The organism is Haloarcula amylolytica JCM 13557 (assembly GCF_000336615.1).
Classification (GTDB): Archaea; Halobacteriota; Halobacteria; order Halobacteriales; family Haloarculaceae; genus Haloarcula; species Haloarcula amylolytica.
The window spans coordinates 272709-287766 of sequence record NZ_AOLW01000015.1; the positions used below are offsets into that span (position 1 = coordinate 272709).

Genomic DNA, 15058 nt, shown 5'->3' on the forward strand with positions numbered 1-15058 from the left:
TCGATTAATTTCTTTCTCCACTCAAACCCGAAAAATCGGGGAATATAGATGATATACCGGAATCGGATCGAATGTCAAATGCTGATTTTCGCTATACAGAAGTATTAAGTGCGAATCTTCAATAAGGAATTATGAGGTATTGGTGCAACCATGGCTGATGACAATTCAAACAGACGGTTGACGCGGCGTAACGCTCTTCGGATTGCTGGTGCAGCAGGTGCGGCCTCGCTGGCTGGCTGCGGTGGGAGTGACGGCGGTGACGGCAGCAGCGGCGATGGCAGCAGCGGTGACGGTAGTGACGGCAGCAGTGGTGACGGCAGCAGCGACGGCGGCAGTACTGACAGCGGGACACAGTACAGCACACTTGAAGTGGCCCACTGGTGGGGTGAGGGCGACGGACTGGAAGCAATTCAGTCCGTAATGGATGCGTTCAAGGAGCAACACCCGGACGTCCCGTTCGACGAGAACCTCATCGCCGGCGGTGCGGGTGAGAACCTGCAGGCGAACATCCGGACACGGGTGCAGAACGGCAACCACCCGAGTACGTGGCAAGCCTGGCCCGGAAACAATCTGCTCCCCTTCACCGATGCGAACCTGCTGAAGGACATCGGCGACTCCGTGTGGTCAGAGAACAGCATGGAGGACGCCTACCTTCAGGGCGTCAAGGACGCGGCCCAGCCCGCCGGGAACTACGTGACGGTGCCGCTCAACATCCACCGGATCAACAACCTCTTCTACAACGTCGAGGTCGTCGAGGACGCCGGGGTCGACCCGGCCTCCCTCGAAACGCCGTCTGACCTCGTCGACGCGATGGCGACGGTCAACGATGCCGGCTACACCGGAATGGCACACCAGACCGGGTCGCCGTGGTCCAGCTTCCAGATGTTCGCGACTGTTCTCCTCGGCGAAACGGACGCCGACACCTACAGCGCTATCTTCGTCGACGGTGAGGTCGACGCCAACAGCGACGCGCTCGAGTCGGCAGTCGAGACCACGCAGTCCTATCTCGACTACATCCCGAGCGACGCCGGTTCGATTTCCTGGACCGAGGCCAACAATCAGGTCATCAACGGCGAAGCGGCGTTCCTCCACCAGGGTGACTGGGCGGCCGGAACGTACATCACGAACGACCTGACGTACGGCGAGGAGTGGGACCATGTGTCATTCCCGGGAACCGACGGCTACTACGCCCTCAACATGGACTCGTTCCCGTATCCGGTCAACAACCCGTCCCCGGAAGCGACCACGCTGTGGTGCCAGTTCGTCGGGACGACGGAGGCACAGGAGATCTTCAACCCGAAGAAGGGGTCGATTCCGCCGCGGACCGACGTCAACACCGACCCGTTCAACGACTTCTCCAAGGACCAGATAGAGGACTTCCAGAACAGCGAGGCCCAGCCGCCGTCCGTCGCGCACGGTCTGGCCGCACCGCCGGCAGTCAAGTCCTCGCTCGAATCCGCTATCTCATCGCTGAACTCCGGTGCTGCGCCCGCGGACGTCGTCTCCCAGATTTCCAGCGCCTACTAGTAACGCAGCGACAGCACGCAGTTTTTTCGCCGTGGCGACTCGAACGATCGGAGTCACAGGAGTAGGCAGCCGCTGTGACGGGACAACCAACAGTAGCACAGAGTCACATGACTGGTTCTGAAACTGGCTGCTGAATAGAGTGCCGAAGTTCTTAGTACTCGACTCGCAAACGCTCCACTATGTCTAGTGACGACTTGGAAGCATCGCTCGAACAGGTAATTGCGCGGTTCAATCTCGGCGAGTACGAGATTTCAGCCTACCTGGCCGTGTTGCAACACGGTGAGCTGACAGCGTCGGAGATCTCGGAGAACACGGACATTCCACAGCCGCGGGTGTACGATACGGTCCGGAGCCTCAGCGACGTCGGGCTCGTCGAACTCAAGGAGTCCCGGCCGATGAAGGTCCTGGCTATCGATCCTCGGGAAGCCTTCGAGGGGATTCAGGACTCACTCGATGACCTCGTTGACGACCTGTCTTCGCGTTACACCGCGCCCGCTCGGGAGCCGGAAGCCGTCTCCCTCGTCAAATCCCGGCCGACGATACTCCGGTACCTCGAAGACATCATCGAGACGGCCGAGTACGAACTGACGCTGTCGTTGACGCCGGCCCTGTTAGAGCGGTTCGAAGACAGACTCGCAAGCCGGAAGCAGTCCGGCATCGCCATCGAAATTCTCATCTCGCCGGGCGTGGACGCCCCCGACCCGGCACGGTTCGATTACGAATCCATCGCGACCACTGTGAAGGCCCGCCGCGGTATCACGACCCCGGTCGTCGCCGTCGCCGACGGAAACTACTCGATGTACGCCACCCGTGAGAGCGTCCGCGGTGACACGGACCGGTACGGCGTTATCTTCAATCGGTCGGAACTCGGGTTTCTGGTGTCCGGGTTCCTCAACACGGTGCTATGGACGACGGCCGAAACGATTGCCAGCGACGGGGATGGGCTGCCGTTCCCGCGCCGCTACGGGACGATCAGACGCTGTATCTCTGACTTGGTGACATTGGACGGGGAGTTCTACGCGACTATCGAGGGGCGGGACGTGGAAACGGGCGACCACCGGGTCGTCGAGGGCAAAGTGGATCAGGCGTCGTTCAGTTCGAACCGCGAGGTCGCGACGCTGGTCGTTGAGACGGCCGAGGGGCCGGTCGAGGTCGGTGGACAGGTCGCTGCGTTCGAGGACATCGAGGCGTACGAGATCCGGATCGGGATGGACGAACCGCCCGAGAACTGACACTGTCGGCTGTAGCTGTTTCTCACGGTGACCGCCTGACTACTGACGGTCGATACGGAACCGACGGACGGAGTCCGAAGTAAACAGATGCGGCTGGACGAGACGACAGCGGAGACAATGAGCACCGTGGGCGGGCAACCCACGGTGATTGCATGACCCTTCGGGCTGGCGAAGTATGTCAGAGGCACGATATCGCCGGGCCCGAACGTGGCAATTCCACAAGACCAACGTGCTCCATCGCGTTCAGCGGGGACGTGGTCTTACGTGGACAGCAACAGTGTCTGTGTCACGAGCGGTAAAAAAGATGGACACATTGGCTGCAATAATATCCAATGCCCGGGAGAATAGTACAGCTTCCAGAGAGTATTCCATTACAAATGGAAACTGATATGTACGAAAAATATGAGCTACAGTATATGGGGACAGTATGGGCGTAGAATCAGTTATTCAGTACGTCCGAACGTCGTCCGTCCGGACGGACATCATCGGCTCGCTGTGTCCCGGAGCCAAGGCCACCAACGAACTGCTGTCAGCGGTCACTGCGAGCGAGTCCGCGATATACGATGCGCTCTCGAACCTCGAAGGCCGCGGTCTGGTCACCTCGATGGATGACGGCTGGCGACTCACCGGCACCGGCCGCCTCGTCGCGGATACGATTCACCGCCAGCAACGCCTCGAGGAACTCTTCGCCGTGGCCCCGCAGTACTGGGAGTCCCACGATACATCAGTTCTGCCACAGCCGTTCCGGTGTCGCCTCCCGGAACTCGACGAATACACCGTCATCCGTGGCACGCAGACCGATATCAACCGCCCGGTCCGCGAAGTCGTCACCCGCGTCGAGAGCGTCCAGAACTGCGACGTGGTCTCGCCCGTCTACCACCCGGAGTACGAGGAGGCGATGCCAGATAGCCCCGACTCGAGACTGGTGGTAAGCTGTGCTGTCATCGACGAGATGCTCGGCAAGGAGTCCGTCTCGCTCGATATGAATCGATACGAGGAGACGACGGTTCGTGTCACGGAGGTCCCGTACGCACTCGCCGTCGCCGACGACTGGATGATCTTGACGCTCCCAGAACTCGACGGAGCCTGGCCGTCGGCGAAAATCGTCTCCGAAACGGACAGCGCTATTTCGTGGGCACGGGACCTGTTTGCGCACCTCTGGGCGGATGCAACCCCGATAGAAACGTATCTCGCCGACCGCTGATTTTGGCAAACCTAAACATTCAAGAACCGTGGGTACTGACGGATGAGCAATGGCTATTCAGGGTTCACGGACTGACGAACCGGCCGGCTACACCTTCGACGACCTCGCGGTCGTTATGGGCACGTACAACGAGGAAGAAGCAATCGGCACCGTGCTCGACGACATCGCTGCAGTGACTGACGGGCGCGCCGAAGTCGTCTGTGTCGACGGGTCCAGCGACCGGACACCGGAGATCGCCTGCGAGCACGGTGCTACAGTTATCGAACAGGAACCGCAGGGGTACGGCGTGGCAGTCCGCAAAGCCGTGCTGACACCGGACCGCCCGGTCGTCGTCACGACGGACTGCGACGATACGTATCCGATGGAGCGTCTGCCCGATTTCCTCGCGGAGATAAACGACGGGGCCGACGTCGTCAGCGGTGACCGACTGTACTACGGGGCCGAACAGATGCCGGCGATGAACAAACTGGGGAACGAACTGTTCGCGCTACTCGCGAGCGTGCTCATGGGCAAGCGCGTCCACGACACGACGACTGGAATGCGCGCGTACCGCCGCGAGGTCCTCCAGAAGATCGTCTGGACAGAGAACACCGGGCTCTCAGCCGAACTGCTCATGCGGCCGCTGATGCGTGGCTACGACGTGCGTGAGCGCCCCATCGCGTACGACGAGCGGAAAGGCGAGACGAAACTCGACCCGTTCTCCGGCGGGGCCGCCATCGCGAAATCTATCGTCCGGGTTGCGCTCGAAGAACGGTTCCGGTAACACCGCCGAAGCAGTCGACGACGGGACCCGGCTTATCGGTCGTTCGGTGGCTGCTGATAGCTACCCGTTCCGCCGGGGTGGCCCTGTGGATTCTCGATGCCGACGAGCTTACCGCCGGTCGGCGAACTGTACAGCGCGAACAGGAGGTCGTTGACGAGGTAGTAGCGGACGCGGTGCCTCGGGTCGCCATGTGGGTCCGGATCAGAGGCCTTGACCCCCATTCCCCGAAGCCTATCTTCTTGCGTCGCAGCATCGACCGCCACGAAGTTGCTGTCTTCCCACTCTCGGGTGTACGCGTCCAGATCCGCGACTGCTGCCGCCATGTCCTCGGCTCGCTCGGGGTCTGCCTCGACCCGTCCGGCGACGTAGCTGTCGACGAATCCAGCGACGCCCGTCACCTCGCTCGGATAGACGATAGCGGCGACGGCGCGGTACGTCTCGCGCTCGTGGTCCCCGAAGCCCGATTCGGAACTGGCGGCGTCGGCCTCGGCTGACTCGGCAGCATCGTCGCTGCTCGACCTGTCCCAGGCGAGCGCCGCCGCGCCGCCGCCGACGGTGACACCCGCCGCGCCGAGTGCTTTCAGTGCGTCGCGTCTGGTGAGTTCGTAGTCAGTCATCGGTGAGTATCACGTATTCGCGCTTTTCGTGGTCGCGTTCATGCTGATGCCATCGCGATGCGTGCCCGGGACGTAGGCCGCTTCGCCGCCGCAGCGGCGCTGGTCCCGACAGACTTCGAGCCGCGGCGTCAGCGCCCGGACGCGTTCGTCGGTCTGCTCGACCGGGAGTTCCGCGCGGTACTCGAACCCCGCGCCGGTGCCGTAGTCGACGAACATAATCAGCGTCACCGTCCCGTCTTCCGGCGTCGGGACGCTGACCTGGTCGTCGATTCCGTCGCCGGTGAGCTGCGTCCGGTTCCGGTCGGTCGAGAGCTGCAGATCCAGCCGGTCCGTTCCGGTAACCGTTGCGTAGTCGTTCTCGCCTTCGCTCGTGAGCCGGATCGAGACCAGCGCGGCCTGCTCCGGAACCGACGCTGACACGTCCGTTTGGACCGTCTCCCCCTCCGCCACAGACACCGGCTGGAGTCGCGGTTCGACGGGCAGCCCCAGATACGGGACCCACTCCCCGCGGAACACGTAGCGGTAGTAGTCCCGCTCGGGATAGGCGTCGAGCACCTCGAACTGGCGGTGTTGCATCGCGTAGACAGTGTCGCCGTCGAAGCCGGGGTCGTTGCGAACCGACTGGAACGGGTGATTGAGCCAGTCGCCATAGGGTGTGGGAAGCAGGACGAGGCTGTTGTCGAGATCACGCTCCGAAAACGGCTCGTAGGCCTGCTCTAACTGCTGGGTCACCGCGTAGTTGTCCGAAACCGGCTCGGACGCCGTCGCGACGGCCGCGCCGCCGCCCAGCGCTGCGCCGCAGAGCGCGACCGCAAGCAGGACCGGACGGACCCGGTCGGCGCTGACCCGCGCCGTGACCAGCCGCTGCGTCCACCGGGCAACCGCAACGACGCCGACGGCACCGAAAGCCGTCAGCGGGACGAGCATGTCGACGTGGTAGAACGGGCCCAGGAAGGCGACCAGGCCGTCCGTCGGGTCCGAAAGGTCTCCGAGCATGTTCACGGTGCCCCAGAAGTAGCCGTTGCCGAGGGAGACCGTCAGGAGGACGCCGGCAAGCGCCGCCTGTCGACCGTCTATCCCGCGGCGCACGGCAGCCCCGAGACCGACAGCCGCAGCGAGCGTCCCCAGCGGGCCGGCGACGACCCACTGCGTGAGGAGTTTCCAGAGGAGTTCGGCGTTCGCGTCCAGCGACATCGCCGGCGTAAACTCCCGAGAGTAGCCCAGAATCTCACGGTAGCCGAAGCCCAGTCCGTCCTGTGGAGCGAACACCTCATAGGGGAACAACAGCGCGGAGCCGGTGACGACGCGGTTGTAGGCAAGCGTCGCGGCGACGCCGGTGAGCCCGCCGACGGCAGTCAGCGACAGTCGCGTGAACCGCGCCGGGTCGCGCGTCCGGAGCGACCACAGCGCGTGCGCGATGAACGGCGTCGCAAACAGCACGGCCGTGTACGGCCGCGCGAAAAAGGCGATGCCAATGGAGAGCCCGGCACACACCGCTGTCTTTCGGCTCCCGGTCCGGTCGGCGTGGAGATACGCCGCGGCGAAGCCGAGGTTCCAGAGCGTCGTCGGTACGTACGAGAGGAACACCGAGGCGTCGATGAGAAACAGCGGCGACCCGAGCATGAGGACGGTCGCGACCACGCCGGTTCGAGCGTCGAAGGCCTCGCGGACGGTGTGGTAGGTCAGCGCTAGGACACCAGTCGAGATCAGACCCAGCGCGACGCGGTACCCGCCGAGCAGTTTCCCGACGGCGAACATCGCCGCCGGAACCGGCGCGTACTTCGGATACAACCGCTCGCCGTCGGCCACGAAGAACCACGGCCGGAACGATTCCTCGACCGGCGGGTAGATGAACAGTTGCCCCTCCAGCAACATGGCGGCTTGCTGGAGGTAGACGCCCTCGTCGTGGTTGGTGGTGTGGTGCGGGAAAACGACGTGGGCGAGCGTGAAAACGGCGACCCCGCCCAGCAGCGCCACCAGCCCCGCCTGTACCCCCGGCCGGCGCAGTCGCGTCATTCCGTCGGGTACCAGGCCAGATCGTGGTCAGCGACCAGGTCGACCTCGACGGGCTGGCCTGGCTCAAACGTCTCGACGTGGTTGTGCATACAGTGGACGACGTCGCCGCTGTGGAGTTCGACCCGGTAGACGAACGAGGGGCCGTTGTACTGGCGATGGACGACGTAGCCGTCGGCCTTGGACTCGTTTGTTGGCATCGCCTGCAGATCGTCGGGCCGGACGAGTACGTCCACCATCGCGCCGTTGTACGCCTCGACCGGCCCGTTCAGCAGTTCCACGTCGAACGAACCGAGCCCGGTCTCGATGACGTCGCTGGTGACCCGGGCCGAGAGGAAACTCGCCTGGCCGAGGAAGCTCGCGACGAAGCGACTTTCGGGGTTCTCGAACACTTCAGCGGGGTCGCCGATCTGAGCGATGGTCCCGTCGTTCATGATGGCGACGCGGTCGCTGATCGACAGCGCCTCCTCCTGGTCGTGGGTCACAGAGATGGCGGTGACGCCGGCCCGCTTGAGGATCTTGCGGACCTCCTCGCGCATCTCGACGCGCAGGCGCACGTCCAGGTTCGAGAACGGCTCGTCGAGCAGGAGGACGTCCGGTTCCGGGGCCAGCGAGCGCGCGAGCGCGACGCGTTGCTGCTGGCCGCCGGAAAGCTGGCTCGGCATCTTGTCGTGATGGTCCGACAGGTCGACCAGTTCGAGCAGTTCGTCGACCCGCTCTCCGACAGCGTCTTCCGCCATCTCGGTCAGGCCGAACGCGATGTTCTCGGCGACGGTGAGATGCGGGAACAGGGCGTAGTCCTGGAAGACGATACCGACGTTGCGCTCCTCGGGCTTCCGGAACGAAGTGCCGTCGGCGATGACTTCGTCGGCGATGGAGATCTGGCCGTCAGAGGGGCGTTCCAGCCCGGCAATCATCCGGAGGGTCGTCGTCTTGCCGCAGCCAGAGGGGCCCAGAAGCGTCAGTAGTTCGCCGTCTTTCACGTCGAGCGAGAGGTTCTCGACGGCGACTTCGTGACCGTAGTCCTTGGAAACGTCGTCCAGTTCCAGGACGGTCCGGTTCGGGTTCGCTACCGCTGCGTCCACGTCGTCGAAGTCCGATGTTTGCTGTGTGCGTGTTTGTCGAGACATTAGCTTGTGTCCTCCCGTCGAAGAATGACCAGCATGGAGAGTCCGGAAAGGCCAACGAGCACGAGGGCCGGGACCGCCGCCTGTCCGTAGTAGCCGGCACCCTGGACGAGCCAGATGTACGTAACGAAGGTTTCGAAGCCCGTCGGGCGTAACATCAGCGTTGCCGGCAATTCCTTCATGGTCGTCAGGAACACCAGTGCGGCCCCGGCGGCGATACCCGGCGCGACGAGCGGCAAGACGACCTTCCGGAACGCCGAGAGCGGGTGGTAGCCCAGTGACCGCGCCGCCTCGATGTACTGCGGGTCGACCTGAAGAATCGAGGATTCGGTCGTCCCGACGGCCTGCGGGAGGAACCGAATCACATAGGCGAACACTAGCAGGATGACGCTCTGGTACAGGAAGGGGACGTACCGGAGCCCAAGGTACACCAGCGCGAGGCCGAGAACGACACCAGGGACCGCGTAGCCGACGTACGTGGCTCGCTCGGGAAGCGACGAAATACCCGACGTGCCGCGCGCGGCGAGGTACGCAATCGGGAGCGCCGCCACGACGCAGATAGCGGCCGCGGCGGCGGCCAGGCCGACCGAGTTCCAGGCATAGGACGCCTCGAACGCGAAGCCACCGCCGCTGTAGCCTGTGCCGGAGCGGAGGAGCCACTGGAGCAGGATGCCGATGGGAAGCACCAGACACAGGGACGCGATGGCGCCGCAAAACAGCAGTGCCGGTCCCTTCCAGTATCCGAGCCTGATGAGACCGGGCCGGCGCGAGCCGCTGCTGACGTAGGCGCCGTCCCGGCCCGCGCTGAGCCGGGATTCGACGGCGAGGATGCCGAGCGCCATCACGAGCAACAGCATCGAGAGCACGGAGGCGTAGTCCAGTCGGCGCGCGCCGAACTCGTTGTAGATCATCCGCGTGAACACGTCGTACTGCATAATCGCCGGCGTTCCGAAGTCAGAGAGCGCGTACAGCGCCACCAGCAGCGCGCCGGCGGCGATGCCCGGTGCGATCTGTGGCAGCGTGACGCGGCGGAACGCCTCCCAGCGAGTGTGATTCAGCGTTCGGGCGGCCTCGACAACAGTCCCGTCGAACGACAGCAGCGACGCGCGCGTAGTCAGAAATACGTACGGATACGTGAACAGTGTCAGGACGAGTATCGCGCCGTGCAGGCCGTATATCGTCGGTATTTGCTCGATACCGAGCGGCGAGAGCAGGTCCGCGAGGACGCCCCGGGGACCAAAGGCCGAGACGAACGCGAAGGCCCCGATGTAGCTCGGAACGACCAGTGGCAACGCGGACGTGATCGTCCAGAATCGCTTGAACGGCAGATCGGTCTGGGCGGTGAGAATCGCCAGCGGGACGCCGATGAGAATCGACGCGAAAGTGACGCCAGTCACCAGCGCCAGCGTGTTCAGCGTCACCGAGACGGTCGTATCGCTTGTCAGCAATTCGACCGCACGCGCGAACTCGATTTCACCTGCCCTGAGAAAAATCCATACCAGCGGTGCCAGTAACAACAGCGAGATCGCCAGCGAGACCACTGCGAGCAGCGTGTGCGGCGACGAGTCTCGTTCCGACGTCGTCGCCTGCTCCCGAAGCCGCTCGTACCGGTCTTTTGTGCCCATATTAGAGGACGCCGGCGTCCCGAAGTAAGTCCACGGTTCCGGCCACGTCGGCCAGTTCGGTCAGATCGATGTCCGGCGGATTCAGCTCGTCGATGCGCGGCAGGTCGCCGACCGGTGCGACGCCCGGAATCATCGGATACGCGAACGTTCGGGTGGCGAAGAACTCCTGGGCCTCCGCCGAGAGAACGTGCCGGACGAAGTTCGACGCCAGGTCAGCGTTGTCGGTTCCGTCGATGATTTCCAGCCCCGAGACGTTGACGAGCGCGCCGGCGTCGCCCTCGGTGAACGCGAGGCCGATGGGCGAGTCGTCGCGGGCGGACTGGACCCGAAGCGTGTAGTAGTGGTTGGCGAAGCCGGCGGTGAGTTCACCGTCGGCGCAGGCGTTGGAAACGCGGAACTCGTCGTCGTAGGTAGTGATACCGTGGTCCTGCATCGCCTGGAGCCACGACATCGTCTCGTCGTCGCCGCGGATGAGCCGCATCGCGGTGACAAAGGACTGGAACGCGCCGTAGCTCGGCGCCCAGCCCATGCTGTTTTCCAGCGCAGCCGTTTCGGGGAACTCCTGGACCGTCGATGGGATGTCGGATTCGGAGATCTGGTTCGTGTTGTACGGGATCGCCCGGGCACGCCCGGCGATGCCCACCCAGCGCCCCTCGCTGTCCTGGTAGGCCTCGGGAACCGTCGAAAGGGCCTCTTCGGGGAGACTCGCGGTCGCCCCGGCGTTTGCCACCGCGCCGAGGGACCCGGCGTCGATGGACATGAACACGTCGGCGGGACTCGCGCCGGCCTCGTTTTCCTCGATAATCGTGTTCGCGAGGTCGCTGGAGGCTTCGAGCCGGTGGTTCGCCGAGAAATCCGGATAGAGCTGTTCGAGCAGATTGATGAGGTCGAGATACAGCCCGCCCTCGCCACCGCCGAGATACAGCGTCAGTTCGCCGCTGAGGTCCGGCAACTCCTCGATGGAGGTGCCGCCGGGAGCGTCCCGCTGTTCCACCAGTGGGCCGGACCCACGGAAGTCCGAAAGGGAAATCTGCCCGACGCCGGTATCAGTTCCACCGTCGCTTCCACCCTCACCGCCATCGCCACCACCGAGAATACCGGAACAGCCGGCAAGCGCTGTTGCGGCAGTCGCGCCGCCGAGAGCGAGGAAGCGCCGTCGAGACTGCGTCACGTTACGTCCTGCCGTGTCGTTAGAATCACTCATTGTTTGATTTAGGGTTGCCTAAACAACTTAGGCCTTTCTAGTCGTCGGCGGTTGCGGGGACCTGTTCCGTCGCGGCGGCGTCCAGTTCGTCGAGACATTCCAGCCAGTCGAGCATGAATTCGCCGCAGTAGTTAAGGAAGGCACCGTTTTCCCAGTCGCTGAAATCGCCGTCGGCCATCGCCGTGGCGATCGCGTCGAACACTTCGGCATAGGAGTCGGCGTCCGCGCCGGCCTCGTCAACGATCTCCCAGACGTGCTCGTTGAGTTCGAGCCCGTGGACCTCGTTGGTCAGGTCCGAGAACGTCGAGCGGGGCGCTTTGTTGTGCTCACAGAGGGGGTCGCCGTTGTAGATCTGCTTGCCGAGCACGTCACAGGCCCGCTTGAGGAACACGCCCGACCAGATGTCGTCGAAGCGGCCCACGTCCCACTCGTTGTCGTCCATCGGGAGCTGGTAGAACGCCGGAATCACTTCCCGGCGGAACGCGAGGTTCATCGAGCAGACGGTGAGGTACTGGCCCTCGGCGGCGACGAAGTCATCGCCGAAGTCCGCCTCGCTCGTCCGGGTCTGGGCCTGTCCCTGGAGGTCGCCGTCCATCAGGATACGAACGGCGTCGAGGTCCGGTACGTTTGTCCAGAGGCCTTGGGAGGCAACCACATCGTCGACCTGCGTCGCTTCCGTTGAAACCGTCTCGTCCATCGCGGCGTAGGGGTAGCCACGCGGGTAGAGACCGTGTTCGTCCTCGTTCTGGTAGAGGACGTTGACCCACTGCTCGTCGGAACTGACCGTCTCGATCTCGCCCTCGAATGCCAGGTTCGACATGTGGGTGCCGAAGAAGTCCGCGTCTTCGTGTGGCAGCGTGTCGTCGTCGATGAACACGCCGTACTCGTAGTCGTTGGCCCACATGTAGAGGAGGCCAAACGACGTCTGGGCGTGGCTCGCTTCTGGGATAAGGTGCGAATACTCGCTCGCGCCGTGGGTCTCGAACCACGCCTCGCGGGCGGTCCCGTCGTAGACGGCCCCGTCGACGCCTTCTTCGTCGAGCATCTGTTCCATCGCGTCGGTGTCACAGAAGTCCTCGGTGATGAGCACGACGAACAGTCGGTCCAGATCGAACCCGTGGTCCCGGGCGTTCTGGAAGTACGAACGCATGCATTCGTGGTTTCGAATCGTCGGCACCATCACGCAGATGTCGGCTGTCATGTACTGGCCCTACCTCTTTAGGCCATCCTAAAAGATTTGGCGTTCTCACTTTGCTGCCCTCGTGAATCTGTTTTCCAGACATCATGTATCCCGAAACCGGAACACCATTATATTCTAAATCTGACGTTTAATGTTGTATTAGGAGAACTATTATCTGGCTGTGCTTTGCCAGATTAGGTGATGAGCGTACGAAGCAACAGGGCTCCCATCAACCACAAATGAACCTGGATAATCAGACCTGTGTCGTCACCGGGTCCTCGCGCGGTATCGGCCGCGGAATCGCCAAAGACCTCGGTGCTCACGGGGCCAACGTCGTCGTAAATTACCGGTCCTCGGACGCGGAAGCCCGTGCCGTCGTCGAGGATATCCGCGAAAACGGTGGTAACGCTATCGCGGCGCAGGCCGACGTGGCGAAACTCGATGAAGTCCGGGCGATGCGTGAGAAGGTGGCCGACGAGTTCGGTCCCACGGACGTGCTCGTCAACAACGCCGGTATCACTATCGACAAGAAATTCGAGAACATGACCCGTGAAGACTGGGAGACGGTTATCGACGTCAACCTGGGCGGCGTGTTCAACGGGACGAAGGCGTTCTACGACGACATCCGCGACGCGGAGCACGGCCGACTGATAAATATCTCTAGCGTCGTCGGCCAGCAGGGCAACATCGGACAGGCCAACTACGCGACGACGAAGTCCGGACTGTTCGGCTTTACGCGGACCCTAGCGCTTGAACTGGCACACACGGGCTCGACTGCGAACTGCGTCGCGCCGGGCTTTGTCAAGACCGATATGTTAGAGGAGGTACCCGAACGCGTTCAGGAGAAGATTCTGCGGGAGATCCCGCTCGACCGGTTCGCACGCGTCGAAGACATCGCCGGCATCGTCAGGTTCGTCGCGAGCGAAGAATCGAGTTATATGACTGGACAGGTACTTGGCGTCAACGGCGGGATGGAGTGGTAGCATGAGTCAGCAGGAAGAACCAGAAGACGAGACCGCGCCCGACGACGCGGTCGAGGAGTTGCGACAGAAACGAGCCGAAGCCGAACTCGGTGGTGGCGAGGCCCGTATCGAATCCCAGCACGAGAAGGGCAAGATGACCGCCCGCGAGCGCATCGACTTCCTCGTCGACGACGGCACGTTCAACGAGGTGGACCCGTTCGTCGAGCACCGGTCGACGAACTTCGGCATGGCGGAGAAGCGCTTCGCCGGCGACGCGGTCGTCACCGGCTACGGCGAGGTCGACGGCCGGAAGGTGTTCCTGTTTGCCCACGACTTCACCGTACTCGGGGGCTCGGTCGGCGAGGTCGTCGCCGACAAGATCTGTAAGGTGATGGACCGGGCAATCGAGAACGGCGTCCCGGTCATCGGACTCAACGACTCCGGCGGCGCACGCATTCAGGAAGGCGTCGACTCGCTGGTCGGCTTCGCCAAGATTTTCGAGCGCAACACCAAGGCTAGCGGGCTCATCCCACAGATTTCGGCCATCATGGGGCCGTGTGCCGGCGGAGCCACCTACAGCCCAGCGCTGACTGACTTCACCTTCATGGTGCAGGACACCAGCCATATGTTCATCACCGGGCCGGACGTCATCGAGACGGTGACCGGCGAACAGGTATCGAAGGAGGAACTCGGCGGTGCGGGCTCGCACTCCACCAAATCCGGTGTCGCTCACTTCTCGTACCCGTCAGAGGAGGAAGCCCTCGAAAACATCCGTCGCCTCCTGTCGTACCTGCCATCGAACAACATGGAGGACCCGCCGCGGGTGAAGCCGTGGGACGACCCGGACAGGGAAATCCCCGGCGTGACCGACATCGTCCCGTCGGCCCCGCGAAAGCCCTACGACATGACGAAAGTCATCGACGCTATCGTCGACGAGGACTCCTTCTTCGAGGTCCACGGCAACTGGGCGCGCAACGTCGTCGTGGGCTTTTCTCGGATGGACGGCCAGTCGGTCGGCGTCGTCGCCAACCAGCCACGCGTGAGCGCGGGGACGCTTGACATCGACGCGGCGGAGAAAGCGGCCCGGTTCGTCCGCTTTTGCGATTCGTTCAATATCCCCATCCTCACGCTCGTCGACGTACCCGGGTTCATGCCCGGCACGGATCAGGAGCACAACGGCATCATCCGGCGGGGCGCGAAGCTGATCTACGCCTACGCCGAGGCGACGGTGCCGCTGCTGTCGGTCGTCGTGCGGAAGGCCTACGGCGGAGCGTACATCGTCATGTCCTCGAAGTTCCTCGGCAGCGACGTGAATTACGCCTGGCCGGGGTCGGAGATGGCGGTCCTGGGTCCCCGGGGCGCGGTCAACATCCTCTACCGGAACGAAATCGCAGACGCCGACGACCCGGACGCCAAGCGCCAGGAACTGATGGACGAGTTCCGCGACGAGTTCGCCAATCCGTACGGGCCGGCGAAACGGGGCTACCTCGACGACGTCATCGAACCGAAAGAGACGCGCAAGCGCCTCATTCAGGACCTCGACCTCCTGCAGCGCAAGCGCGAGGATACACCGCCGAAAGACCACGGCAACATCCCGCTGTAAT

At 63.3% G+C, this 15058-nt stretch carries 12 protein-coding genes; 6 read left to right on the forward strand and 6 right to left on the reverse strand.

Going from position 1 to position 15058, the window contains the following annotated elements:
* Positions 1-150 precede the first annotated feature (150 nt).
* The 4 genes from C442_RS07255 (at position 151) to C442_RS07270 (ending at position 4726) form a co-directional block, all read left to right on the forward strand.
* Entirely contained in the window at positions 151-1527 is a 1377-nt protein-coding gene (locus tag C442_RS07255; protein WP_049942884.1) for an ABC transporter substrate-binding protein, read from the forward strand.
* Positions 1528-1706: 179 nt separating this feature from the next.
* The gene (gene trmB, locus C442_RS07260) at positions 1707-2759 is read left to right on the forward strand and encodes an HTH-type sugar sensing transcriptional regulator TrmB (protein WP_008309133.1); all 1053 of its coding nucleotides are present in this window, start codon (positions 1707-1709) and stop codon (positions 2757-2759) included.
* Positions 2760-3186: 427 nt separating this feature from the next.
* On the forward strand, positions 3187-3963 hold the full coding sequence (locus C442_RS07265; protein ID WP_008309135.1) for a helix-turn-helix transcriptional regulator: 777 nt from the start codon (positions 3187-3189) through the stop codon (positions 3961-3963).
* A gap of 49 nt (positions 3964-4012) precedes the next feature.
* Positions 4013-4726 (forward strand): dolichyl-phosphate hexose transferase, encoded by a 714-nt coding sequence (locus C442_RS07270; RefSeq protein WP_008309137.1) that lies wholly within the window; start codon positions 4013-4015, stop codon positions 4724-4726.
* A gap of 32 nt (positions 4727-4758) precedes the next feature.
* Here C442_RS07270 and C442_RS07275 read toward each other — a convergent pair whose 3' ends face one another.
* From C442_RS07275 to C442_RS07300, 6 genes are read right to left on the reverse strand one after another with little or no spacing between them, the layout of a single operon-like run.
* A complete protein-coding gene (locus C442_RS07275) occupies positions 4759-5343 on the reverse strand; it encodes a gluconate 2-dehydrogenase subunit 3 family protein (protein ID WP_008309139.1) in 585 nt (194 codons plus the stop codon).
* 9 nt (positions 5344-5352) lie between these two features.
* Positions 5353-7359, reverse strand: coding sequence for an ArnT family glycosyltransferase (locus C442_RS07280; protein ID WP_008309142.1), 2007 nt, complete (start codon positions 7357-7359; stop codon positions 5353-5355).
* Positions 7356-8486, reverse strand: a complete 1131-nt coding sequence (locus tag C442_RS07285; RefSeq protein WP_008309144.1) for an ABC transporter ATP-binding protein — start codon at positions 8484-8486, stop codon at positions 7356-7358. The genes C442_RS07280 and C442_RS07285 overlap by 4 nt, the downstream gene beginning before the upstream one ends.
* Complete coding sequence (locus tag C442_RS07290) at positions 8486-10108, reverse strand: ABC transporter permease (protein ID WP_008309145.1); 1623 nt, start codon at positions 10106-10108, stop codon at positions 8486-8488. Before C442_RS07290 ends, C442_RS07285 begins: the two co-directional genes overlap by 1 nt.
* A 1-nt stretch (position 10109) precedes the next feature.
* A complete protein-coding gene (locus tag C442_RS07295) occupies positions 10110-11312 on the reverse strand; it encodes an extracellular solute-binding protein (protein WP_049942885.1) in 1203 nt (400 codons plus the stop codon).
* Between the two features lie 37 nt (positions 11313-11349).
* Positions 11350-12513 carry a hypothetical protein gene (locus C442_RS07300; protein ID WP_008309149.1) on the reverse strand — a complete coding sequence of 388 codons (1164 nt, stop codon included), beginning with the start codon at positions 12511-12513 and terminating at the stop codon, positions 11350-11352.
* A 218-nt stretch (positions 12514-12731) separates the two neighbouring features.
* On the opposite strand from C442_RS07300, the gene C442_RS07305 reads away from it, so the two are divergent.
* Complete coding sequence (locus C442_RS07305) at positions 12732-13475, forward strand: beta-ketoacyl-ACP reductase (RefSeq protein WP_008309151.1); 744 nt, start codon at positions 12732-12734, stop codon at positions 13473-13475.
* A 1-nt stretch (position 13476) separates the two neighbouring features.
* Entirely contained in the window at positions 13477-15057 is a 1581-nt protein-coding gene (locus C442_RS07310; RefSeq protein ID WP_008309153.1) for an acyl-CoA carboxylase subunit beta, read from the forward strand.
* Position 15058: the final 1 nt, after the last annotated feature.

Coding starts and splice junctions, on each gene's coding strand:
- C442_RS07255 (WP_049942884.1), top strand. CDS start 151: ATGGCTGATGACAATTCAAACAGACGGTTGACGCGGCGTAACGCTCTT.
- trmB (WP_008309133.1), top strand. CDS start 1,707: ATGTCTAGTGACGACTTGGAAGCATCGCTCGAACAGGTAATTGCGCGG.
- C442_RS07265 (WP_008309135.1), top strand. CDS start 3,187: ATGGGCGTAGAATCAGTTATTCAGTACGTCCGAACGTCGTCCGTCCGG.
- C442_RS07270 (WP_008309137.1), top strand. CDS start 4,013: ATGGCTATTCAGGGTTCACGGACTGACGAACCGGCCGGCTACACCTTC.
- C442_RS07275 (WP_008309139.1), bottom strand. CDS start 5,343: ATGACTGACTACGAACTCACCAGACGCGACGCACTGAAAGCACTCGGC.
- C442_RS07280 (WP_008309142.1), bottom strand. CDS start 7,359: ATGACGCGACTGCGCCGGCCGGGGGTACAGGCGGGGCTGGTGGCGCTG.
- C442_RS07285 (WP_008309144.1), bottom strand. CDS start 8,486: ATGTCTCGACAAACACGCACACAGCAAACATCGGACTTCGACGACGTG.
- C442_RS07290 (WP_008309145.1), bottom strand. CDS start 10,108: ATGGGCACAAAAGACCGGTACGAGCGGCTTCGGGAGCAGGCGACGACG.
- C442_RS07295 (WP_049942885.1), bottom strand. CDS start 11,312: ATGAGTGATTCTAACGACACGGCAGGACGTAACGTGACGCAGTCTCGA.
- C442_RS07300 (WP_008309149.1), bottom strand. CDS start 12,513: ATGACAGCCGACATCTGCGTGATGGTGCCGACGATTCGAAACCACGAA.
- C442_RS07305 (WP_008309151.1), top strand. CDS start 12,732: ATGAACCTGGATAATCAGACCTGTGTCGTCACCGGGTCCTCGCGCGGT.
- C442_RS07310 (WP_008309153.1), top strand. CDS start 13,477: ATGAGTCAGCAGGAAGAACCAGAAGACGAGACCGCGCCCGACGACGCG.